A 20032-nucleotide genomic window follows, 5' to 3' on the forward strand; every position below is an offset into this window, starting at 1 on the left:
TTTTTAAAATATATAAAATTATTCATCTAAAATACTCGAAGGTGGCCAATTTTCTAATCTCATCCCAAGAGATAAATTTCGAGAAGCTAATATATCTTTAATTTCAGTTAAAGATTTCTTTCCTAAATTAGGTGTTTTTAAAAGTTCTACTTCAGTTCTTTGTACTAAATCACCAATATAATGTATTGCTTCAGCTTTAAGACAATTAGCAGAACGTACTGTTAGTTCTAGATCATCTACAGGACGTAATAAAATAGGTTCAAATTCAGGTTTTTCTTCTTTTACTTCAGGTTCACGAACATCTCTTAAATCAACAAAAGCTTCTAATTGTTCTGCTAAAATAGTAGCAGCCCGACGAATTGCTTCTTCTGGATCAATTGTTCCATTTGTTTCCATTTCAATAATTAATTTATCTAAATCAGTCCTTTGTTCTACACGAGCTGCTTCTACGTTATAAGAAATTCGATCTATTGGACTATAGCATGCGTCTACTAGCAAACAACCTATAGGACGTGAATTGTCTTCTATATGAACTCTAGAAGAGGCTGGAATATAACCTCTTCCACGTTGTACTTTTATCCGCATTTTAATAGAAGCTTTTTCATAAGTTAAATGACAAATTACATGTTCTGGTTTAATAATTTCTACATCACCATCATGTGTTATATCTGCTGCAGTGACACAACCAATACCAGATTTATTCAATGTAAGAAAAACTTCATCTTTACCATATACTTTTACAGCTAATCTTTTTAAATTTAATAATATTTCTAAAATATCTTCTTGTATTCCTTCTTTAGTACTATACTCATGAAGCACACCATCGATTTCAACTTCAGTTACAGCACATCCTGGCATAGAAGAAAGAAGAATTCTTCTTAATGCATTGCCAAGTGTATGACCAAATCCTCTTTCTAAAGGTTCTAAAGTTACTTTTGTATGAGTCATACTAATTTGTTCAATATCTACAAGTCTTGGTTTTAAAAACCCTATAATAGCATTCTGCATATAATCCTCTATTTAATATTAAACTTTACTACTTAGAATAAAGTTCAACAATCAAGTGTTCATTGATCTCTGCAGATAAATCAGAACGTTCAGGAAATCTTTTAAATACACCTTCCATTTTTGTTGAATCAACGTCTAACCAAATTGGTTTTTCTCTTTGCTCAACAAGTTCCAAAGATGCTTTGATACGTGATTGATTTTTAGACTTTTTTCTAATAGATATTCGATCATTAGGTGATATTTTATATGAAGGTATATTTACAACTATATCATTAACCATAATAGATTTATGACTAATTAATTGTCTTGACTCAGCACGTGTACAACCGAAACCCATACGATAAATTACATTATCTAATCTACTTTCTAACAACTGTAATAAATTTGCACCAGTATTACCTTTTAAACTAGCTGCAATTTTATAATATATTTTAAATTGACGTTCTAAAACACCATATAAACGACGTACTTTTTGTTTTTCACGTAATTGAATGGCATAGTCAGATAACCTAGGTTTTCGAATACCATGCTGTCCAGGAGGTTGCTCTAATTTACATTTTGATTCTATTGGACGTAATCCTGATTTTAAAAACAAATCAGTACCTTCACGTCGACTTAACTTTAATTTCGGACCTAAATATTTCGCCATTTTATTCTCCAAAACTTCCTAAAAAAATTATACACGACGTTTTTTAGGAGGACGGCATCCATTGTGAGGGATTGGTGTTACATCAGTTATATTTGTAATACGAAATCCAGCAGCATTTAACGCTCTAATAGTGGATTCTCTTCCTGGACCAGGACCTTTAACCATAACTTCTAAATTTTTTATACCATAATCTTTAACAATTTCTGCACAACGTTCAGCAGCAATTTGTGCAGCAAAAGGAGTGGATTTACGAGAACCTCTAAAACCAGAACCACCAGAAGTCGCCCAACCTAAAGCATTTCCTTGTCTATCTGTAATAGTTACAATAGTGTTATTAAAAGAAGCATGAATATGAGCTATTCCATCTAAAATTTGTTTTTTAGCACGTTTCCGTGTACGAATTACTGAGTTTTTTACCATTATTAAAATTACCTAAATTATTTTTTTATTGGTTTTCGAGGGCCTTTGCAGGTTCTAGCATTAGTTTTAGTTCTCTGTCCATGTACTGGAAGATGTCGTCGATGACGTAAACCACGGTAACAACTTAAATCAATCAAGCGTTTAATGTTTAAAGTTTTTTCTCTTCTTAAATCACCTTCAATAACATATTTTGCAACATTAGCTCTTAAAAGTTCAATTTGTGCTTCACTTAAATCTGTAATTTTAGAGTTTTCAGGAATTTTTGTAATAGAACAAATTATTTTAGAACGTTTTTTCCCGATGCCATATATTGCAGTCAATGCAATTATAGTATGTTTGTTTTCTGGAATGTTGATTCCTGCAATACGTGCCATATAATAAAACCTCATCTATTTGATTATAGATTTACATCTTATAAATAATAGTTAGTTTTTCAAAAAATTATGAAAAATTTATTATTATTTAGTAAAAAATTAACCTTGACGTTGTTTGTGTTTAGGATCATTGCTACAAATTACTCGTACAACATTATGTCTTCGTATAATTTTACAATTTCGACAAAGTATTTTCACAGAAGCTTTTACTTTCATGATAAACTCCTTAAATATTTTTTCTAAAAATTTTTTTAATTTAAGTTAGATTTTTTTAATATAGAATCATATTGATTAGACATCATTAATGTTTGAATTTGAGAAATAAAATCCATAATAACCACAACAACAATTAATAAAGAAGTACCACCAAAATAAAATGGAACATTCATAATACTCCTCATAAATTCCGGCATTAAACAAATAAATGTAATATAAAGAGAGCCAAAAAATGTTAGTCTTAACATTATTTTATGAATATATTTAGCAGTTTGTTCACCAGGTCTAATTCCTGCAATAAAAGCACCTGATCTTTTGAGATTATCTGCTGTTTCACGAGGATTAAACACTAATCCTGTGTAAAAAAAACAAAAAAACACTATAGCAGATATATATAGAATTAAATACAACGGTTGATTAGGTTGTAAACAAAAAGAAACAGTCCTTAAAAATTCCCATTTATGACTTACTTTAAACCACGATATAATAGTTACAGGAAAAAGAACTATGCTAGAAGCAAAAATTGCAGGTATAACACCTGACATGTTAATTTTTAAAGGTAAATGAGTACTTTGGGCAGTGTAAATACGTCGACCTCGTTGACGTTGAGCATAATTTACAATAATTTTTCTTTGTGCACGTTCAATAAAAACTACAAAGAAAATAACTGAAAACATTAATATTAAAATAAATAAAAATAATAAAAAATGTAAATTTCCTTGTCTTGTTTGTTCAATAGTATTACCGATAGCTGCTGGTAAACCTGCTATTATTCCTGCAAAAATAATAATTGAAATTCCATTACCAATACCACATTCTGTAATTAGTTCCCCTAACCACATTAAAAATATAGTACCAGTAACTAAACTGACAATTGCTGTTAAATAAAAATAAAAATCAGGATTTATTATAATAGTATGCATTCCTAAAATATTAGGCAAACTTGTAGCAATTCCAATAGACTGTAATAAAGATAATATTAAAGTAGCATATCTAGTATACTGATTTATTTTATGACGTCCAGATTCTCCTTCTTTTTTAATTTCTGCCAAAGTTGGATGTACTAATGTTAATAATTGAATAATAATAGAAGCTGATATATACGGCATAATACCTAAAGAAAAAATAGAAGCACGACTTAAGGCACCACCGGAAAACATGTTAAACATATCAACAATAGTACCTTTTTGTTCATTTAATATTTTTGATAAAATTGTAGTATCAACTCCAGGAATTGGGATAAAAGAACCAATACGAAAAACAATTAGAGCTATTATTAAAAAGATAACTCTTTGTTTTAGTTCACTAATATTTTTTTTAGTATTTTTTAAATTCAATCCTAATTGTTTTGCCATATCTTTATTTCTTATCCTTCAATTTTACCACCAGAGTGTTCTATTGCAGTCCGAGCACCTCTAGTCACAAGTAAACCTCTTATGATTAAAGGAACTTTTAATTTTCCTGTAAAAATAATTTTTACATGTTTAATGTTTTTTTTGATGATATTTTCTTTTTTTAATATATCAAGATCAATGACATTTTTAGATAAATTTGATATATCTGTCAAACGAACTTCAGAAGTGCTCTTTTTTTTTCGAGAATTAAAACCAAACTTAGGAAGACGTCTATATAAAGGCATTTGACCTCCTTCAAAACCCCGACGAATACTACCCCCTGATCTAGATTTTTGACCTTTATGACCTCGACCTGAAGTTTTTCCTAAACCAGAACCAATACCTCGACCTAACCTTCTACGATTATGACGTGCTCCATATGCTGGAGAAAGAGTGTTTAAATACATGATTTTATTCCTCTTGTATTTTTAAAATATAAGAAACTTTTCTTATCATACCTTGAATAGCAGGTGTATTTTCACGTATTACAGTATGTCCAATGTAACGTAATCCAAGTCCTATCAATGTTTTCTTATGTTTAGGCAATCTTCCTATAGCACTTTTTATTTGAGTAATTTTTATATTTTTCATAAAGTAAAATTTATCCCAATATATCTTCAATACGTTTATGTCTCTTAGCAGCTATCATTTCTGGAGATTTCATATTCATTAAACCATTCATAGTAGCTCGAACCACATTAATTGGATTAGTAGAACCATAAGTTTTAGCTAATACATTATGTACTCCTGCTACTTCTAAAACCGCACGCATGGCACCACCTGCAATAATCCCAGTTCCATCAGAAGCTGGTTTCATAAAAATATTTGATCCAGTATGAGCCCCTTTTAATGAATGTTGTAAAGTTTTATTTACTAACGGTATAGTAATCATATTACGTCTAGCTTTTTCCATAGCTTTTTGAATAGCAGCAGGAACTTCACGTGCTTTTCCATAACCAAATCCAACTCTACCATTTCCATTCCCAACTACAGTTAATGCTGTAAAAGAAAATATACGACCACCTTTTACAGTTTTCGAAACTCGATTTACTGTAATTAATTTTTCTTGTAAATCACTATTATTTTTTTTTTCAATATTAGCCATTCTGTATTTTTCACCTTAAAACTTAAGTCCAAATTCACGTGCAGATTTTGCTAATTCTTTTATACGACCGTGATATTTAAAACCAGATCGATCAAAAGAAACATTAGATATTCCTTTTGATAAAGCTCTTTCTGCAATAATTTTTCCTACTATTTCTGCAGCTTTTTTATTACCTGTATATTTTAAACCACTGCTTATATTTTTCTCTAAAGTTGAAGCGAATACTAATACTTTAGACTTTTTAGAAGAAATTATTTGGGCATATATATGGCGTGAAGTACGATGTACAACTAATCGAGTTGCACCTAATTTTTTAATTTTACAACGTGTTTTCATGGATCTACGTATACGAGAAGTAATTTTATTTTTACTTACAACAATCATATTATTTCTTTTTAGCCTCTTTTATACGTACAATTTCATCTGAATAACGAATACCTTTTCCTTTATAAGGTTCTGGAACGCGATAAGAACGTAGATTAGCAGCGATTTGACCAACTAATTGTTTATCAATTCCTTGAATTATTATTTCTGTAGGTGAAGGATTTTCTATACTAATACCTTTAGGTAAAGCATAAATAACAGGATGAGAGTATCCTAATGACATATTAATTATATTATCTTTTGTCATTGAAACTCGATATCCAACTCCAGAAAGTTGTAGTTTTTTGACAAATCTTTTAGAAACTCCTATAATCATGGAATTTACAAGAGCTCTTGACGTTCCAGCCTGTGCCCAACTATCAGAAAAACCTGAACGCGGTAAAAAAATTATTTTGTCTTCTAAATATTTAATGCTAACTGAATTGTGAATAGTACGTGAGAGCTGTCCATATTTACCTTGAATTGATATTGTTTGTGAATTTAATTGTACATTAATATCAGAAGGAACTACGATTGGACGTTTAGCAATACGAGACATTTTTCCTCCATTGTATATTAAGATACATAACAAACAATCTCACCGCCAAGACCTACTTCACGAGCTTTACGATCTGTCATAATACCTTTAGAAGTAGAAATTACAGCAATACCTAGATTATCCATTACTTTAGGTAATTTGTTCTTTTTTTTATATATTCGCAAACTTGGACGACTGACACGTTGAATGTTTTCTACAACAGGTTTTCCTTTGAAATATTTTAAAATTATTTCTAATTCTAATTTAGATGTACCTGTAATATTAAAATCTTTAATAAAACCTTCCTTTTTTAACAATTCAATAATTGATTTTTTTAATTTAGACGAAGGCATTTTTACTGAATATTTATTAGATAATTGACCATTTCTAATACGGGTCAACATATCTGATACTGGATCTTGCATACTCATTTGAAAACTCCAAAATTGAAAAAAAGTATATTTTACCAACTTGCTTTTTTTAAACCAGGGATTTCACCCCTCATAGCAGCTTCTCTAACTTTAATTCGACTTAATCCAAATTTACGTAAGAATGCATGAGGTCGTCCAGTTTGACGACATCTATTTCTTTGACGTGATGGACTAGAATCGCGAGGGAAAGATTGTAATTTAAGAACAGCATTCCAACGTTCTTCTTCTGATAAATTAATATTAGAAATAATATTTTTTAATTCAATACGTTGTGTGTAAAATTTATTAGCTAATTTTACACGTTTTACTTCTCGTGCTTTCATTGATTGCTTAGCCATTGAATAACCTTAATATCACTTACGAAAAGGAAAATTAAAAGCAGATAATAATGAACGCCCTTCTTTATCATTTTTAGCTGTAGTAGTTATAGTAATATCTAATCCACGCACTCGATCAATTTTATCATAATCAATTTCAGGAAAAATAATCTGTTCTCGTATTCCTAAACTATAATTTCCTTGACCATCAAAAGAATTACTTGATAAACCACGAAAATCACGAATACGTGGAATCGCAATAACAATTAAGCGCTCAAAGAAATCCCATTTTCTTTGACCACGTAATGTCACTTTACAACCAATAGGATAACCTTGACGAATTTTAAAACCCGCAACTGATTTACGAGCCTTAGTAATTAATGGTTTTTGTCCGGATATTGCTGTTAAATCTAAAATAGCATTATCTAAAATTTTTTTATCAGTAGCGGCAGATCCTACACCCATATTTAAAGTTATTTTATCAATTTTAGGAACTTGCATTGTAGAACTATAATTTAGTTCAAACATAAGTTGTTTTATTACTTTTGATTTATAATAATTATACAGTGTTGCCATTATATTTATATAACTCCGTTTGATATTACTCCAAATTATTTAATGATTTTACCATTAGATTTAAAAAACCTAATTTTTTTCCCTTCTTCAAATCTAAAACCAACACGATCTGCTTTATTAGATTCAGGATTAAAAATAGCAATATTTGATATTTGAATAGGTGCTTCTTTTTCTATAATACCACCACTTTTATTTTGAGAGGGAACTGGTTTTTGATGCTTCTTAATTAAATTTAAACCATTTATAATTGCTTTATTTGAAGATAAAATACTTTTTATAATACCTTTCTTTCCTTTATCTTTTCCAGTTAATATAATAACTTCATCATTACGACGTAATTTTGATGCCATTTTTCATTCCTTTAAGACTAAAATATTATTTTCAAAGAACTTCTGGAGCTAATGAAATAATTTTCATAAATTTTTCTGTTCTAAGTTCACGAGTAACAGGTCCAAAAATACGAGTTCCAAGAGGTTGTTCGTTATTATTTAATACAACACAAGCATTAGTATCAAAACGGATAATAGAACCATCAGATCGTCTTACTCCTTTTTTTGTTCTTACTATCACAGCTTTTAATACTTCTCCTTTTTTTACTTTACCTCTAGGTATCGCTTCTTTAATCGTAATTTTAATAACATCGCCGATACCTGCATATCGACGATGAGAACCACCTAATACTTTAATACACATAGCGGAACGTGCACCAGAATTATCTGCTACGTGTAAAATTGTTTGTTCTTGAATCATATTTTTAACGCCTCAGTTATTCTAATTGATCTACTTAGAAGACAATAATAAAAACAATTTCATTCTAACATTAGTTATCATTTATTAATATAAAACACAGACAAACCAAATGATTTTTAATTGTTTACAAAATAGCTTTTTCAACAATACGAACTAAAATCCAAGATTTTGTTTTAGAAATTGGACGAGATTCTCTAATTTCTATCAAATCACCAATAGAACACTCATTTTTTTCATCATGAATATGTAATTTTGTAGTTCGTTTTATAAACTTCCCATAAATATCGTGTTTTACAAAGCGTTGAATAGCAACAACAGCAGATTTTTGCATCTTATTCCTTAAAACACGTCCTTGCAAAGTTCGAATTTTTTCCATTTTTAATTTCCTTCCTTTGCAGTCAATAAAGTCTTTACTTGTGCGATATTTCGTCTAACTTTTCTTAATAAATGAGGTTGTTTTAGTTTTCCAGAAACAGACTGCATTCGCAGATTAAATTGTTCTCGAAATAATTGTAAAAGTTCTATATTAAGATCTTTTTTATTTTTTTTTCGAAATTTTACTATTTCTTTCATTACATCACCATTTTAGTTACAAAAACAGTTTTAATCGGTAATTTCGCTGCTGCTAACTTAAATGCTTCACGTGATTCTTCTTCAGTAACTCCATCTAATTCATAAAGGACTTTTCCAGGCTGTACTAAAGCCACCCAATATTCTACATTACCTTTTCCTTTTCCCATTCGTACTTCTAATGGTTTTTGAGTAATAGGTTTATCAGGGAAAATACGTATCCACATTTTACCTTGTCTTTTAATACAACGAGTGATAGCTCTTCTTGCGGACTCAATTTGACGAGCTGTTAAACGTCCTCGATCAATAGCTTTTAAACCAAAAGAACCAAAATTAATGTTAGTACCAGAAGCTAAACCACGATTTCGTCCTTTATGCATTTTACGAAATTTAGTACGTTTTGGTTGTAACATTATCAATCCTCCCCTTCTCTCTTTTACTTACGATTTTTGCGATTTTGCTTTTTTTTTTGAACAGAAGGTTTTTCTAATTTTTCAATTGCTGCCATACCACCTAATATTTCACCTTTAAAAATCCATACCTTTACACCTATGACACCATATGTTGTATGAGCTTCTGAAGTGCTATAATCAATATTTGCACGAAGAGTATGTAAAGGTACTCTACCCTCTCTATACCATTCTCTACGAGCTATTTCAGCCCCACCTAAACGTCCACTAACTTCAACTTTAATACCTTTAGCCCCTTGTCGCATAGCATTTTGAACAGATCTTTTCATTGCACGTCTAAACATAACTCTTCGTTCTAATTGAGAAGTAATACTATCGGAAACAAGTTTTGCATCTAGTTCTGGTTTGCGTACTTCAGAAATATTTATTTGCACTGGAACACCAGTAATTTGAGCAATAGTAACTCTTAATTTTTCTACATCTTCACCTTTTTTACCAATAACAATACCTGGTCTTGCGGTATAAATAGTAACTCGAATACTTTTTGCAGGTCTTTCAATAATAATCCGAGAAATCGACGCTTTTGATAATTCTTTCATTAAAAACTGACGAACTTTATAATCGCCATCTAAATGATCAGCAAAATCTTTAGTATTAGCAAACCAAACTGAATTCCATTTTTTTATTATACCTAATCGCATTCCATTAGGATGTACTTTCTGACCCATTATTATTCTCCCCAATATTAACGATCAGATACAATTACAGTAATATGACTAGTACGTTTTAAAATACGATCTGCACGTCCTTTAGCACGTGGCATCATTCTTTTCATTGTTGAACCTTCATTAACAAAAATTTTTTTAACTACTAATTGATCTATATCTGCACCGTTATTGTGTTCTGCATTTGCTATGGCTGACTCAAGAACTTTTTTCACTAAAATAGCAGCTTTTTTTCTGGTATAAATTAAAATATTTAATGCGTGAGGCACTGTTTTACCACGAATTAAATCTGCGATCAAACGTACTTTTTGTGCAGAAGACTTTGCTTGACGATGTTTAGCTAACGTTTCCATTTATGCTTCCTCTTTTTTTTAACGTTTTTTTACTTTTTTATCGGCAGTATGTCCTCTATAAGTACGAGTTAAAGAAAATTCTCCTAATTTATGTCCTACCATTTCTTCAGTAATAAATACGGGAATATGTTGACGACCATTATGTACAGATATTGTCAATCCAACCATATTAGGAAATATTGTTGAACGTCTTGACCAAGTTTTTATAGGTTTTTTATCACTTATTTTTACTGATTTTTCTACTTTTTTAAATAAGCTTAAATCAATATAAGGACCTTTCTTAAGAGAGCGTGGCATATTAAAATGATCCCTTTTAAAATTATTTAACACGATGACGTAAAATAAATTTTTCGGTACGCTTGTTTTTACGAGTTTTTTTACCTTTAGTTTGAACACCCCAAGGAGTTACAGGATGTTTACCAAAATTTCTTCCTTCACCACCTCCATGAGGATGATCAACAGGATTCATGGCTGTACCACGAACAGTAGGACGTATACCCATCCAACGAGAAGCACCTGCTTTACCTAAGACTTTTAACATATGTTCTGAATTACCAACTTCACCAATAGTGGCTCTGCAAGTAGATTGTATTTTCCGCATTTCACCGGAACGTAATCTTAAAGTAGAATATTCTTTATCACATGCAACTAATTGTACATAACTACCTGCAGAACGAGCTATTTGACCACCTTTTCCTGGTTTCATTTCTACATTATGAATAAAGGTACCGACAGGTATTTTTTTAATTGGCAAACAATTTCCTATTTTTACAGGAGAATGCAAACCAGATATAATTTTATCTCCGATACTTAAATTTTTTGGAGCTAAAATATAATTTCTTTCTCCATCTTTATATAATATTAAAGCAATATTAGAAGAACGATTAGGATCATATTCAAATCTTTCTACAATAGCTTCTACTCCATCTTTATTTCTTTTAAAATCTATAATACGATATGTTCTTTTATGTCCACCACCGATATGACGGGTTGTAATCCTTCCTTTGTTATTACGTCCTCCACTTTTACTTTTCTTTTTTAAGAGTGAAGAATAAGGTTTTCCTTTATATAATTTTGTGTTGACAATTTTAATAACGTGACGACGACCCGGAGATGTTGGTTTGCATTTAACAATTGCCATTGTTATTTTTCCTTCAATTACTCTGCATTGCCTATGAAGTCTAAATTATACCCTTTTTTCACTTTAATGTAGGCTTTTTTCCAATTGCTTTTCTGAATAATACGATTAGATTGACGCTTTTTTTTTCCTTTTACTTTTAAAGTTCTTACACTATCAACTTCAACATCAAATATTTTTTTTACTGCATATTTTATTTCATGTTTAGTAGCATTATTTAATACTTTTAAAACAACAGTATTACATTTTTCTATTGATATCGAAGACTTTTCAGACACATGTGGAGAAAGCAATATTTTAAGTAAACGTTCTTCAGAAATCATGAAAGCATTTCCTCTACTTTTTTTACGGCATCAACAGTAATAATGACATGTTCACAAGCAATTAAACTAACAGGATCTATAGAATAAACATCTTTGACATCAACAGAATGTAAGTTTCTAGACGCAAGTAATAAATTGTTATCTATTTTATCAGTAATAATAAAAACACTTTTTAAATTTATATCTTTTAACTTTTCTACTAAAAATTTTGTTTTTGGTAGATTTAATGAAAAATTTTTAAAAACAATTAATCTTTTTTGACGTATTAATTCAGAAAAAATACTTTTTAATGCACCACGATACATTTTTTTGTTAACTTTCTGACTATATTCTTGCGGTTTTGCAGCAAAAGTTACACCGCCTGATCGCCAAATCGGACTTCTAAAAGATCCTGCACGTGCACGACCTGTGCCTTTTTGACGCCATGGTTTTCTACCTGACCCAGAAACCTCTGCACGACTTTTTTGGGCTCTCGTACCTTGACGCGTAGATGCTGAATAAGCAATAACGACTTGATGGATTAGAGCTTTATTAAAATCACGACCAAAAATGATTTCAGAAACATTAAGAACACTTTGTATGTCTTTAACTACTAATTCCATTCTTTACTCCTCACTGCTCAAATCTTAATAGCTGGTTTAACGATAAGATTACCACCAGTAGCACCAGGAACAGCGCCTTTTACTAAAAGAAGATTTCTATTTTCATCAATTTTTACTATATTTAAACTTTGTACTGTTACACGGTTATTACCCAGTTGTCCTGCCATTTTTTTTCCCTTAAATACTCTACCAGGAGTTTGATTCTGACCAATAGAACCAGGAACTCTATGAGATAAAGAGTTTCCATGAGTTGCATCTTGAGTATGAAAATTCCAACGTTTCACTGTTCCAGAAAAACCTTTTCCTTTAGAAAAACCTGTAACGTCTACTTTTTTTACATTTTTAAAAATGTGAATGTTAATATTTTGTCCAACTTGAAAAACTTCATTTTTATTAATTCTAAATTCCCATAAACCCCTACCAGGAACAACCCCAGATTTTAAAAAATGACCCGCTTTCGGTTTAGTTAATTTATTTGTTTTTTGCACACCAGTTGTTACTTGAATAGCAGAATAAAGATCAGTATTAATATTTTTTACTTGTGTAATTCGATTTTCTTGAAGTTCAATTACTGTAACAGGAATTGAAGCTCCCTCTTTAGTAAAAATACGAGTCATACCAAGTTTTTTACCGACTAAACCAATCATTGTTTTAATACCTTAATCATATACATATACATTTTACAATTAGCCTAAACTAATTTGTACATCTACACCTGCAGCAAGATCTAAACGCATAAGTGCATCAACAGTTTTTTCAGTAGGTTCTACTATATCAATCAAACGTTTATGTGTACGAATTTCATATTGATCACGCGCATCCTTATTTACATGTGGAGAAACTAAAATAGTAAAACGTTCTTTACGAGTTGGAAGAGGAATTGGTCCACGTACTTGTGCACCAGTTCTTTTTGCTGTTTCAACAATTTCTGTTGTTGATTGATCGATTAATCTATGATCAAAAGCTTTTAAACGAATACGAATTCTTTGGTTCTGCATTAGCTCAGAACTCCAGTTATATACACATTAGAAATTTTATCTTTTCTGAATTAATGTATGTATTTCAGAATAGATGTCATTAGTTATTACTAATATAACTCCTATATCAGGAGTATTTTTTTAAAATATATAAAAAATGCTAATTTTTTATAAAAATTTTTTTTTAAACATATTATATATAGTTACTTTTAAATCAATTAAAATAAAAAAGAACTTATTATATAAGAAAGTTAGTATAATAAATTCTAATCAAGAAAAGAGCATTTTATACTCTTTTCTTAATAAATTCAACTAGATATCAAAATAAAAAACATTTTAAATAAAAAGTTATTAATTTAAAACTTTAGAAACTACACCAGCTCCAACAGTACGACCTCCTTCACGTATAGCAAATCGCAATCCATCAGCCATAGCAATAGGATTAATTAAAGTAACAGTCATTTTTATATTATCCCCAGGCATAACCATTTCAACACCTGAAGGTAATTCAATAGAACCTGTTACATCAGTAGTTCGAAAATAAAACTGAGGACGATATCCTTTAAAAAATGGAGTATGACGCCCGCCTTCTTCTTTGGATAAAACATAAACTTCAGACTCGAATGTTGTATGTGGATGAATACTACCTGGTTTTGCTAAAACTTGGCCTCTCTCAATTTCATCACGTTTTGTACCACGAAGCAAAACACCTACATTTTCCCCAGCACGACCTTCATCTAATAATTTTCTAAACATTTCTACACCTGTACAAGTAGTTTTTGTGGTTTTTTTAATTCCGACAATTTCTACTTCTTCACCAACTTTTATTACACCTTTTTCTACTCTTCCAGTAACTACTGTACCTCTTCCTGATATAGAAAAAACATCTTCTATTGGTAATAAAAAAGGTTGATCAATTGCTCGTTTCGGTTCAGGAATATAACTGTCTAAAAATTTAGATAAATCAATAATTTTTGATTCCCATTCAGGATCACCTTCTAGTGCTTTAAGAGCTGAACCACGAACAATAGGAGTATCGTCTCCAGGAAAATCATATTGCGTTAATAAATCACGAACTTCCATTTCTACTAATTCAAGCAATTCTTCATCATCTACCATATCACATTTATTAAGAAAAACAACAATATAAGGTACTCCGACTTGTCTTCCAAGTAAAATATGTTCACGAGTTTGCGGCATTGGTCCATCAGTTGCAGCTACTACTAAAATAGCACCGTCCATTTGAGCTGCTCCGGTAATCATATTTTTTATATAATCAGCGTGTCCTGGACAATCTACATGAGCATAATGTCTAAATTCTGTATCATATTCCACATGTGAAGTATTAATTGTGATGCCTCTAGCTTTTTCTTCTGGAGCATTGTCGATTTGATCAAAAGCACGTGCAGAACCACCATATTTTTTAGATAAAACAGTTGTGATAGCTGCAGTCAAAGTAGTTTTTCCATGATCTACATGACCGATAGTTCCTACATTTATATGAGGTTTTAAACGCTGAAATTTTTCTTTAGACATTATTTTATTCCTTAGATAATATATTTTTTTATAAATAAAAAATATTGTATACATTATAGAAAAAAACTTCTACTTTTCTCTTCTTTCAATAATAGCTGAGGAAATATTAGATGGTGCTTCTACATATTTTAGAAATTCCATAGAATATGATGCTCTTCCTTGAGTTTGAGAACGTAAATCAGTAGCGTAACCGAACATTTCAGATAAAGGAACGCATGCTTTAATAATTTTACCTATTGCTAAATCCTGCATACCTTCAATCAGACCTCTTCTACGATTCAAATCACCAATAACATCACCCATGTAATCATCTGGAGTTTCTACTTCTACTTTCATAATAGGTTCTAATAAAACTGGCTTAGCTTTCTTAAATCCATTTTTAAATGCAATAGAAGCAGCTAATTTAAATGCTAATTCAGAAGAATCAACATCATGATAAGAACCAAAGTAAAGGCGTACACCTATATCTACTACAGGATATCCTGCTAGCGGACCATATTTTAATTGTTCTTGTATGCCTTTATCAACCGCCGAGATATATTCATTAGGTATTATTCCTCCCTTAATGTCATTAACAAATAAATATCCAACACCTCCTGGTTCTAATGGAAATAATTCTATAACAACATGACCATATTGACCTCTTCCACCTGATTGTTTAATATGCTTTCCTTCAATATCTTTTATTTTATTCAAAATGGTTTCACGATATGCTACTTCAGGTTTTCCAACATTAGCATCTACACTAAATTCTCTTTTCATACGATCAATAATAATTTCTAAATGTAATTCACCCATTCCAGAAATAATTGTTTGATTAGATTCTTGATCAGTTCGTACTCGAAATGATGGATCTTCTTTTGCTAATCGTCCTAAAGCCAAACCCATTTTTTCTTGATCTAATTTTGTTTTAGGTTCTACAGAAATAGATATTACTGGTTCTGGAAATTCCATTTGTTCTAATATAATTGGCTGATTTAAATCACATAGCGTGTCTCCGGTAGTAACATCTTTTAAGCCAATAGCAGCAGCTATATCACCTGCATATACTTCTTTAATTTCCTCTCTCTTATTAGCGTGCATTTGAACAATTCTACCAAATCTTTCTTTTTGAGTTTTAACGGAATTAAAAACAGTATCTCCGGATTTTACTACTCCTGAATACACACGAAAAAAAGTTAAATTTCCTACGAATGGATCATTTGCAATTTTAAATGCTAAAGCAGAAAAGGGAGCTGTATCATTTGAAGATCTAATAGCTGGAGTGTTTTTATCATCATTTAAAACACCTTTAATATCTTGAATATCATCAGGAGCAGGTAAATATTCAATTATTGCATCTAATAATGCTTGAACTCCTTTATTTTTAAAAGCTGAACCACAAGTAATAAGTACAACTTCATCATTTAAAGCTCTTTTTCTTAAACCAAATTTAATTTCTTTTTCTGATAAAGAAATACCATTTAAGTATTTTTCTAAAAGATCTTCATCTGATTCAACTGATGCCTCAATTAGATTTTGATGCCATTTTTCTGCTAAAAAGATCATATCTTTAGGAATTTCATCATAAGTAAAAGTTAAACCTTGATCAGAATCCTTCCAATAAATAGCTTTCATTTTAATTAAGTCTACAATTCCAATAAAACTATCTTCTGAACCAATTGCTAACTGAAGAGGAACAGGATTAGCTCCTAAACGTGTTTTAATTTGTTTTACTACTTTTAAAAAATTAGCGCCCATACGATCCATTTTATTTATAAAAGCGATACGAGGGACTTTATATTTATTTGCTTGACGCCAGACAGTTTCTGACTGTGGTTGAACTCCTCCTACTGCACAATAAACCATAACAGCACCATCTAATACACGCATAGATCTCTCTACTTCTATAGTGAAATCAACATGTCCAGGTGTATCAATAATATTGATTCTATGTGGTTTAAATTGTTTTGCCATACCACTCCAAAACGCAGTAGTTGCAGCTGAGGTAATGGTAATTCCTCTTTCTTGTTCTTGCTCCATCCAATCCATAGTAGCAGCACCATCATGAACTTCACCAATTTTATGATTAATTCCTGTATAAAATAAAATTCTTTCTGTAGTAGTTGTTTTACCAGCATCTATATGAGCACTAATTCCAATATTACGATAGCGAGAAATAGGTGTTATACGAGACATTATCTTTCTCTTATGTTTAGATTGTTAACAATTAAACTTTATCAAACTAATTAAGATCATTGTCTCAATATAATTTATAAAAATAAAAAAATAAGATTTTAATAGTATTACCAACGATAATGAGCAAAAGCTTTATTGGCTTCTGCCATTTTATGTACTTCTTCTCTTTTCTTAACTGCTGTACCTTTATTTTCAACTGCGTCATAAAGCTCATTAGATAAACGTAAAGACATAGATTGATCTGAACGTTTCCGAGCAGATTCTACAATCCAACGCATTGCTAGAGCGTTTCTCCGAACTGGACGCACTTCTACTGGTACTTGATAAGTTGAACCGCCAACTCGACGAGATTTTACTTCTACTGTTGGACGTACATGTTCTAAAGCTATTTCAAATGCTTCTAATTCTTTTTTTTCTGTACGTTTAGATAAGTTTTTTAATGCAGTGTATACAATAACTTCGGCAATAGATTTTTTGCCATCTATCATAAGAATATTGATAAATTTAGCTAATAATTCTGAAGAAAACTTTGGATCTGGTAAAATTTTACGAGCACCAATAATACGACGACGTGGCATAAATACTCCATATAATTAAAATAAATATTTATATATTTTCAATAATAAATTACATTTTAAAACAAATATTTTTTTATGTTTTAGGTTTTTTAACTCCATATTTAGAACGACCTTTTTTACGTTCTTTTACGCCAGCACAATCTAATGAACCTCTAACAATATGATATCGAACTCCAGGTAAATCTTTAACACGACCTCCTCTTATTAAAATTACAGAATGTTCCTGTAAATTATGACCTTCACCTCCAATATACGCAGTAACTTCAAAACCGTTAGTTAATCTTACACGACATACTTTACGAAGTGCTGAATTAGGTTTTTTTGGAGTAGTAGTATAAACCCTTATACAAACACCTCTTTTTTGAGGACTTCCTTCTAATGCAGGAACGTTACTTTTAACAACTTTTCGTAAACGAGGTTTACGGACCAATTGATTCACTGTGGCCATAAAAACTCCTATTTCTAATTGATTTTTTGAAAAATATCAACATGATATAAATGCAATGACTATTTTATATATGAAGATTTTAGGATTGGATATAATAAATTAACTATAAACTTGTATTTTACCAAGTCATTTGTTGTTTATGTTTAAGTGTTAACGAAACGAAATGAATATAACTAATTAAAACAAATTTATTAGAAATATTTTTATGAATACCTCGAGCATAAACATCTTCTTTTATAAGATATAGTTTTGCTGAAGACATAATTATATTTTTTAAAAAAATGTTATCTATTAATGCAATTAATACACCATCTTGAAGAGCTAAAAAATCATCTGATGTTTTTAACATATTTGTAAGAAGAGTAATATTACTTGAAAAAGGAGATTTCATTAAAGTATGTAACATATTTATATACCTTAGAAATTAATAATGGCGTCGTAACTATCTAGTTTCATACGCAAAACATATGAATCTAATATTTTTATTTTTAATATAAAATTTTCATTATAATTTAGACCTCGTTCTAATAATGATGATTTACAGCAATAAAAATTTTTAATATCATAAAAAGATAATATAGAAAAAGAAGATGTATAATTTCTTGCTAAAATATTCTCTGAACGATGACTTTTAATCAGTTGTAAAACACCGTCACCAATAAAAAATAAGCTTATTTGTTTAAAAATAGATGAAATACTAAAAACAGCATCTAATCCTTCTCTACCAAAACTAGTACCATGTGGAGAATAAGAAAAAATAAAAGCAATTCTTTTCATTAAAGTAAATATACCAAATTAAAATTGTATTATACGATCACATATTTTTATAGAATGAGCTAGTTCTAATAATCCACTCAATTGAAAGAAAAGTGATAAATTTCCTTTTTTTGAATTTAAGTTTGATTTTTTTTCATCTTCTAATACACCTCTTCTAAGAGCTGCACTATTACAAACATATAATTTTACTTTATATTTTTTATTTAATTTTTGCCATGCTTCAACTAAATTAAATTCATCAGTTGCAGGAGTAGTCATTCTATTGGCATTAAGAACACCATCGCAGTAAAAAAAAACACTGTATAATTTATGTTTTGTTTTAACTAAAGATTGACAAAAAAGAAAAGCAGTACTTGCATTTTGTGTTCCATAAGCAGCACCTGTTACTAATATTGTATAATTCATTTTTATATTTTAATAAATATTTTCAAAAAAACACTTTAAGATTAATAATGAGTGTAAAAATATTAAGATTTTATATTAACTACATCTAGTAATTCTATATCAAAAATTAACGTAGAATTAGCTGGAATAGTACTAATTTCTTTTTCTCCATATCCTAAATTAGGTGGTATTACTAATTTAATTTTACCACCTTTTTTAATATATTTTAAACCTTCTTGCCAACCTAATATAACATCTTTTAACATTAATGATACAGGTTCACCTCTTTTATAAGAACTATCGAATTCTATACCATTAATTAAGGTACCTTTATAATGCACAGTAATTTTTGTATTGTTTGTTAATGCTTCTCCTTCACCTGTTTTTTCTATTAAATATAAAAGACCACTAGATGTTTTATTCACACCTTTTTTTTTAGAAAAATTTTTCATATACAACTCTCCTTTAATAAAATTATCTTTTGCATTCTTTTCTAATTGAATTTTAGTTGCATTTTTTAATTTTTCTTCTAGTTGTATAAGAATTGAAGAAATTTCTTCATGAGATAACTTTAAGTTACCTGAAATTGCATCTTGAACTCCTTTTAAAAGACTCTTTTTATCTAAATTTACACCTATCTGTTTTTGTTTTTCAAAAGATTGATTAACATAATTTCCTAATGATACACCTAAAGCATAGCCTAATTTATCATCGCCATTTCTAAAAGAATTTTTTATTTCTGAATGCGACTGTAAATGAATGTTGTTTAAAAATATTGATTCTGAAAATGATTTTGGAGCATATAATATTATACACAAAAACATCATTTTTTTTAAAATAAAAAAAATCATTGAAATACTCCCCAAAAAAACTTATGTAGTTTAAATATACT

Annotated in this window: 35 protein-coding genes; all 35 read right to left on the reverse strand. The window is 29.9% G+C overall.

Annotation, left to right across the window (positions count from 1 at the left end):
* Nucleotides 1-18 precede the first annotated feature (18 nt).
* The 35 genes from D9V66_RS02555 to fkpA all read right to left on the reverse strand — a co-directional run bounded on the left by D9V66_RS02555 (nucleotide 19) and on the right by fkpA (nucleotide 19991).
* Nucleotides 19-1008, reverse strand: a complete 990-nt coding sequence (locus D9V66_RS02555; protein ID WP_158365870.1) for a DNA-directed RNA polymerase subunit alpha — start codon at nucleotides 1006-1008, stop codon at nucleotides 19-21.
* A 28-nt stretch (nucleotides 1009-1036) separates the two neighbouring features.
* Entirely contained in the window at nucleotides 1037-1657 is a 621-nt protein-coding gene (rpsD, locus tag D9V66_RS02560; protein WP_158365871.1) for a 30S ribosomal protein S4, read from the reverse strand.
* Nucleotides 1658-1684: 27 nt separating this feature from the next.
* Entirely contained in the window at nucleotides 1685-2077 is a 393-nt protein-coding gene (gene rpsK, locus D9V66_RS02565; RefSeq protein WP_158365872.1) for a 30S ribosomal protein S11, read from the reverse strand.
* Nucleotides 2078-2094: 17 nt separating this feature from the next.
* Nucleotides 2095-2451 (reverse strand): 30S ribosomal protein S13, encoded by a 357-nt coding sequence (gene rpsM, locus D9V66_RS02570; protein ID WP_158365873.1) that lies wholly within the window; start codon nucleotides 2449-2451, stop codon nucleotides 2095-2097.
* Between the two features lie 99 nt (nucleotides 2452-2550).
* On the reverse strand, nucleotides 2551-2667 hold the full coding sequence (gene rpmJ / locus D9V66_RS02575) for a 50S ribosomal protein L36 (RefSeq protein ID WP_158365874.1): 117 nt from the start codon (nucleotides 2665-2667) through the stop codon (nucleotides 2551-2553).
* A gap of 35 nt (nucleotides 2668-2702) precedes the next feature.
* Entirely contained in the window at nucleotides 2703-4022 is a 1320-nt protein-coding gene (gene secY, locus D9V66_RS02580; protein WP_158365875.1) for a preprotein translocase subunit SecY, read from the reverse strand.
* Between the two features lie 11 nt (nucleotides 4023-4033).
* On the reverse strand, nucleotides 4034-4468 hold the full coding sequence (rplO, locus tag D9V66_RS02585; RefSeq protein ID WP_158365876.1) for a 50S ribosomal protein L15: 435 nt from the start codon (nucleotides 4466-4468) through the stop codon (nucleotides 4034-4036).
* Nucleotides 4469-4472: 4 nt separating this feature from the next.
* A complete protein-coding gene (gene rpmD / locus D9V66_RS02590) occupies nucleotides 4473-4652 on the reverse strand; it encodes a 50S ribosomal protein L30 (RefSeq protein ID WP_158365877.1) in 180 nt (59 codons plus the stop codon).
* A gap of 10 nt (nucleotides 4653-4662) precedes the next feature.
* Entirely contained in the window at nucleotides 4663-5166 is a 504-nt protein-coding gene (gene rpsE / locus D9V66_RS02595; protein WP_158365878.1) for a 30S ribosomal protein S5, read from the reverse strand.
* Nucleotides 5167-5181: 15 nt separating this feature from the next.
* Nucleotides 5182-5550: a 50S ribosomal protein L18 gene (rplR, locus tag D9V66_RS02600; protein ID WP_158365879.1), complete on the reverse strand. Its 369-nt coding sequence runs from the start codon at nucleotides 5548-5550 to the stop codon at nucleotides 5182-5184.
* A 1-nt stretch (nucleotide 5551) separates the two neighbouring features.
* Nucleotides 5552-6088 carry a 50S ribosomal protein L6 gene (rplF, locus tag D9V66_RS02605; protein ID WP_158365880.1) on the reverse strand — a complete coding sequence of 179 codons (537 nt, stop codon included), beginning with the start codon at nucleotides 6086-6088 and terminating at the stop codon, nucleotides 5552-5554.
* 17 nt (nucleotides 6089-6105) lie between these two features.
* Complete coding sequence (gene rpsH, locus D9V66_RS02610) at nucleotides 6106-6498, reverse strand: 30S ribosomal protein S8 (RefSeq protein ID WP_158365881.1); 393 nt, start codon at nucleotides 6496-6498, stop codon at nucleotides 6106-6108.
* 32 nt (nucleotides 6499-6530) lie between these two features.
* A complete protein-coding gene (gene rpsN / locus D9V66_RS02615; protein ID WP_158365882.1) occupies nucleotides 6531-6836 on the reverse strand; it encodes a 30S ribosomal protein S14 in 306 nt (101 codons plus the stop codon).
* A gap of 15 nt (nucleotides 6837-6851) precedes the next feature.
* Complete coding sequence (rplE, locus tag D9V66_RS02620) at nucleotides 6852-7391, reverse strand: 50S ribosomal protein L5 (RefSeq protein ID WP_158365883.1); 540 nt, start codon at nucleotides 7389-7391, stop codon at nucleotides 6852-6854.
* A gap of 35 nt (nucleotides 7392-7426) precedes the next feature.
* Nucleotides 7427-7741: a 50S ribosomal protein L24 gene (gene rplX, locus D9V66_RS02625; RefSeq protein WP_158365884.1), complete on the reverse strand. Its 315-nt coding sequence runs from the start codon at nucleotides 7739-7741 to the stop codon at nucleotides 7427-7429.
* Nucleotides 7742-7772: 31 nt separating this feature from the next.
* Nucleotides 7773-8141 carry a 50S ribosomal protein L14 gene (gene rplN / locus D9V66_RS02630; protein WP_158365885.1) on the reverse strand — a complete coding sequence of 123 codons (369 nt, stop codon included), beginning with the start codon at nucleotides 8139-8141 and terminating at the stop codon, nucleotides 7773-7775.
* Between the two features lie 124 nt (nucleotides 8142-8265).
* A complete protein-coding gene (gene rpsQ / locus D9V66_RS02635) occupies nucleotides 8266-8517 on the reverse strand; it encodes a 30S ribosomal protein S17 (protein ID WP_158365886.1) in 252 nt (83 codons plus the stop codon).
* A 2-nt stretch (nucleotides 8518-8519) separates the two neighbouring features.
* The gene (gene rpmC / locus D9V66_RS02640) at nucleotides 8520-8714 is read right to left on the reverse strand and encodes a 50S ribosomal protein L29 (protein ID WP_158365887.1); all 195 of its coding nucleotides are present in this window, start codon (nucleotides 8712-8714) and stop codon (nucleotides 8520-8522) included.
* Complete coding sequence (gene rplP / locus D9V66_RS02645; protein WP_158365888.1) at nucleotides 8714-9124, reverse strand: 50S ribosomal protein L16; 411 nt, start codon at nucleotides 9122-9124, stop codon at nucleotides 8714-8716. The genes rpmC and rplP overlap by 1 nt, the downstream gene beginning before the upstream one ends.
* Before the next feature lie 23 nt (nucleotides 9125-9147).
* The gene (rpsC, locus tag D9V66_RS02650) at nucleotides 9148-9849 is read right to left on the reverse strand and encodes a 30S ribosomal protein S3 (protein WP_158365889.1); all 702 of its coding nucleotides are present in this window, start codon (nucleotides 9847-9849) and stop codon (nucleotides 9148-9150) included.
* A gap of 17 nt (nucleotides 9850-9866) precedes the next feature.
* Nucleotides 9867-10199, reverse strand: coding sequence for a 50S ribosomal protein L22 (gene rplV / locus D9V66_RS02655; protein ID WP_158365890.1), 333 nt, complete (start codon nucleotides 10197-10199; stop codon nucleotides 9867-9869).
* A gap of 18 nt (nucleotides 10200-10217) precedes the next feature.
* Entirely contained in the window at nucleotides 10218-10496 is a 279-nt protein-coding gene (rpsS, locus tag D9V66_RS02660) for a 30S ribosomal protein S19 (RefSeq protein WP_158365891.1), read from the reverse strand.
* A gap of 22 nt (nucleotides 10497-10518) precedes the next feature.
* On the reverse strand, nucleotides 10519-11340 hold the full coding sequence (gene rplB / locus D9V66_RS02665; protein WP_158365892.1) for a 50S ribosomal protein L2: 822 nt from the start codon (nucleotides 11338-11340) through the stop codon (nucleotides 10519-10521).
* A 17-nt stretch (nucleotides 11341-11357) separates the two neighbouring features.
* Complete coding sequence (gene rplW / locus D9V66_RS02670) at nucleotides 11358-11660, reverse strand: 50S ribosomal protein L23 (protein WP_158365893.1); 303 nt, start codon at nucleotides 11658-11660, stop codon at nucleotides 11358-11360.
* The gene (rplD, locus tag D9V66_RS02675) at nucleotides 11657-12262 is read right to left on the reverse strand and encodes a 50S ribosomal protein L4 (RefSeq protein WP_158365894.1); all 606 of its coding nucleotides are present in this window, start codon (nucleotides 12260-12262) and stop codon (nucleotides 11657-11659) included. Before rplD ends, rplW begins: the two co-directional genes overlap by 4 nt.
* A 17-nt stretch (nucleotides 12263-12279) precedes the next feature.
* On the reverse strand, nucleotides 12280-12909 hold the full coding sequence (gene rplC, locus D9V66_RS02680) for a 50S ribosomal protein L3 (protein ID WP_158365895.1): 630 nt from the start codon (nucleotides 12907-12909) through the stop codon (nucleotides 12280-12282).
* Between the two features lie 39 nt (nucleotides 12910-12948).
* Nucleotides 12949-13260 carry a 30S ribosomal protein S10 gene (gene rpsJ, locus D9V66_RS02685; protein ID WP_009874476.1) on the reverse strand — a complete coding sequence of 104 codons (312 nt, stop codon included), beginning with the start codon at nucleotides 13258-13260 and terminating at the stop codon, nucleotides 12949-12951.
* Nucleotides 13261-13590: 330 nt separating this feature from the next.
* Entirely contained in the window at nucleotides 13591-14775 is a 1185-nt protein-coding gene (gene tuf / locus D9V66_RS02690; protein ID WP_158365896.1) for an elongation factor Tu, read from the reverse strand.
* 69 nt (nucleotides 14776-14844) lie between these two features.
* Complete coding sequence (gene fusA, locus D9V66_RS02695) at nucleotides 14845-16953, reverse strand: elongation factor G (protein WP_158365897.1); 2109 nt, start codon at nucleotides 16951-16953, stop codon at nucleotides 14845-14847.
* Between the two features lie 107 nt (nucleotides 16954-17060).
* Nucleotides 17061-17531: a 30S ribosomal protein S7 gene (gene rpsG, locus D9V66_RS02700; RefSeq protein ID WP_158365898.1), complete on the reverse strand. Its 471-nt coding sequence runs from the start codon at nucleotides 17529-17531 to the stop codon at nucleotides 17061-17063.
* Nucleotides 17532-17604: 73 nt separating this feature from the next.
* Nucleotides 17605-17979, reverse strand: a complete 375-nt coding sequence (gene rpsL, locus D9V66_RS02705; protein WP_158365899.1) for a 30S ribosomal protein S12 — start codon at nucleotides 17977-17979, stop codon at nucleotides 17605-17607.
* Nucleotides 17980-18097: 118 nt separating this feature from the next.
* The gene (gene tusB / locus D9V66_RS02710; protein ID WP_158365900.1) at nucleotides 18098-18385 is read right to left on the reverse strand and encodes a sulfurtransferase complex subunit TusB; all 288 of its coding nucleotides are present in this window, start codon (nucleotides 18383-18385) and stop codon (nucleotides 18098-18100) included.
* Nucleotides 18386-18396: 11 nt separating this feature from the next.
* Complete coding sequence (tusC, locus tag D9V66_RS02715; protein ID WP_158365901.1) at nucleotides 18397-18756, reverse strand: sulfurtransferase complex subunit TusC; 360 nt, start codon at nucleotides 18754-18756, stop codon at nucleotides 18397-18399.
* 18 nt (nucleotides 18757-18774) lie between these two features.
* Nucleotides 18775-19161 (reverse strand): sulfurtransferase complex subunit TusD, encoded by a 387-nt coding sequence (tusD, locus tag D9V66_RS02720; protein ID WP_158365902.1) that lies wholly within the window; start codon nucleotides 19159-19161, stop codon nucleotides 18775-18777.
* A 62-nt stretch (nucleotides 19162-19223) separates the two neighbouring features.
* Nucleotides 19224-19991: an FKBP-type peptidyl-prolyl cis-trans isomerase gene (gene fkpA / locus D9V66_RS02725; protein ID WP_187308376.1), complete on the reverse strand. Its 768-nt coding sequence runs from the start codon at nucleotides 19989-19991 to the stop codon at nucleotides 19224-19226.
* Nucleotides 19992-20032 lie beyond the last annotated feature (41 nt).

Origin of the sequence: Buchnera aphidicola (Brevicoryne brassicae) (assembly GCF_005082825.1) — a bacterium.
Lineage (GTDB): Bacteria > Pseudomonadota > Gammaproteobacteria > Enterobacterales > Enterobacteriaceae > Buchnera > Buchnera aphidicola_AK.

Bases quoted from the DNA above. Each gene is read 5' to 3' on its own strand.
- rplD (WP_158365894.1), bottom strand. From the start codon at position 12,262: ATGGAATTAGTAGTTAAAGACATACAAAGTGTTCTTAATGTTTCTGAA.
- rpsC (WP_158365889.1), bottom strand. From the start codon at position 9,849: ATGGGTCAGAAAGTACATCCTAATGGAATGCGATTAGGTATAATAAAA.
- rpsL (WP_158365899.1), bottom strand. From the start codon at position 17,979: ATGGCCACAGTGAATCAATTGGTCCGTAAACCTCGTTTACGAAAAGTT.
- rpsD (WP_158365871.1), bottom strand. From the start codon at position 1,657: ATGGCGAAATATTTAGGTCCGAAATTAAAGTTAAGTCGACGTGAAGGT.
- rpsM (WP_158365873.1), bottom strand. From the start codon at position 2,451: ATGGCACGTATTGCAGGAATCAACATTCCAGAAAACAAACATACTATA.
- rplC (WP_158365895.1), bottom strand. From the start codon at position 12,909: ATGATTGGTTTAGTCGGTAAAAAACTTGGTATGACTCGTATTTTTACT.
- D9V66_RS02555 (WP_158365870.1), bottom strand. From the start codon at position 1,008: ATGCAGAATGCTATTATAGGGTTTTTAAAACCAAGACTTGTAGATATT.
- rpsE (WP_158365878.1), bottom strand. From the start codon at position 5,166: ATGGCTAATATTGAAAAAAAAAATAATAGTGATTTACAAGAAAAATTA.
- fusA (WP_158365897.1), bottom strand. From the start codon at position 16,953: ATGTCTCGTATAACACCTATTTCTCGCTATCGTAATATTGGAATTAGT.
- rpmJ (WP_158365874.1), bottom strand. From the start codon at position 2,667: ATGAAAGTAAAAGCTTCTGTGAAAATACTTTGTCGAAATTGTAAAATT.
- rpsS (WP_158365891.1), bottom strand. From the start codon at position 10,496: ATGCCACGCTCTCTTAAGAAAGGTCCTTATATTGATTTAAGCTTATTT.
- rpmD (WP_158365877.1), bottom strand. From the start codon at position 4,652: ATGAAAAATATAAAAATTACTCAAATAAAAAGTGCTATAGGAAGATTG.
- rpsG (WP_158365898.1), bottom strand. From the start codon at position 17,531: ATGCCACGTCGTCGTATTATTGGTGCTCGTAAAATTTTACCAGATCCA.
- rplO (WP_158365876.1), bottom strand. From the start codon at position 4,468: ATGTATTTAAACACTCTTTCTCCAGCATATGGAGCACGTCATAATCGT.
- rplF (WP_158365880.1), bottom strand. From the start codon at position 6,088: ATGTCTCGTATTGCTAAACGTCCAATCGTAGTTCCTTCTGATATTAAT.
- rplW (WP_158365893.1), bottom strand. From the start codon at position 11,660: ATGATTTCTGAAGAACGTTTACTTAAAATATTGCTTTCTCCACATGTG.
- rplX (WP_158365884.1), bottom strand. From the start codon at position 7,741: ATGGCATCAAAATTACGTCGTAATGATGAAGTTATTATATTAACTGGA.
- rpsH (WP_158365881.1), bottom strand. From the start codon at position 6,498: ATGAGTATGCAAGATCCAGTATCAGATATGTTGACCCGTATTAGAAAT.
- rpmC (WP_158365887.1), bottom strand. From the start codon at position 8,714: ATGAAAGAAATAGTAAAATTTCGAAAAAAAAATAAAAAAGATCTTAAT.
- fkpA (WP_187308376.1), bottom strand. From the start codon at position 19,991: ATGATTTTTTTTATTTTAAAAAAAATGATGTTTTTGTGTATAATATTA.
- rplV (WP_158365890.1), bottom strand. From the start codon at position 10,199: ATGGAAACGTTAGCTAAACATCGTCAAGCAAAGTCTTCTGCACAAAAA.
- rpsQ (WP_158365886.1), bottom strand. From the start codon at position 8,517: ATGGAAAAAATTCGAACTTTGCAAGGACGTGTTTTAAGGAATAAGATG.
- rplP (WP_158365888.1), bottom strand. From the start codon at position 9,124: ATGTTACAACCAAAACGTACTAAATTTCGTAAAATGCATAAAGGACGA.
- rpsK (WP_158365872.1), bottom strand. From the start codon at position 2,077: ATGGTAAAAAACTCAGTAATTCGTACACGGAAACGTGCTAAAAAACAA.
- rplE (WP_158365883.1), bottom strand. From the start codon at position 7,391: ATGGCAACACTGTATAATTATTATAAATCAAAAGTAATAAAACAACTT.
- rpsN (WP_158365882.1), bottom strand. From the start codon at position 6,836: ATGGCTAAGCAATCAATGAAAGCACGAGAAGTAAAACGTGTAAAATTA.
- secY (WP_158365875.1), bottom strand. From the start codon at position 4,022: ATGGCAAAACAATTAGGATTGAATTTAAAAAATACTAAAAAAAATATT.
- tusD (WP_158365902.1), bottom strand. From the start codon at position 19,161: ATGAATTATACAATATTAGTAACAGGTGCTGCTTATGGAACACAAAAT.
- tusB (WP_158365900.1), bottom strand. From the start codon at position 18,385: ATGTTACATACTTTAATGAAATCTCCTTTTTCAAGTAATATTACTCTT.
- rplN (WP_158365885.1), bottom strand. From the start codon at position 8,141: ATGATTCAAGAACAAACAATTTTACACGTAGCAGATAATTCTGGTGCA.
- tuf (WP_158365896.1), bottom strand. From the start codon at position 14,775: ATGTCTAAAGAAAAATTTCAGCGTTTAAAACCTCATATAAATGTAGGA.
- tusC (WP_158365901.1), bottom strand. From the start codon at position 18,756: ATGAAAAGAATTGCTTTTATTTTTTCTTATTCTCCACATGGTACTAGT.
- rpsJ (WP_009874476.1), bottom strand. From the start codon at position 13,260: ATGCAGAACCAAAGAATTCGTATTCGTTTAAAAGCTTTTGATCATAGA.
- rplR (WP_158365879.1), bottom strand. From the start codon at position 5,550: ATGATTGTTGTAAGTAAAAATAAAATTACTTCTCGTATACGTAGATCC.
- rplB (WP_158365892.1), bottom strand. From the start codon at position 11,340: ATGGCAATTGTTAAATGCAAACCAACATCTCCGGGTCGTCGTCACGTT.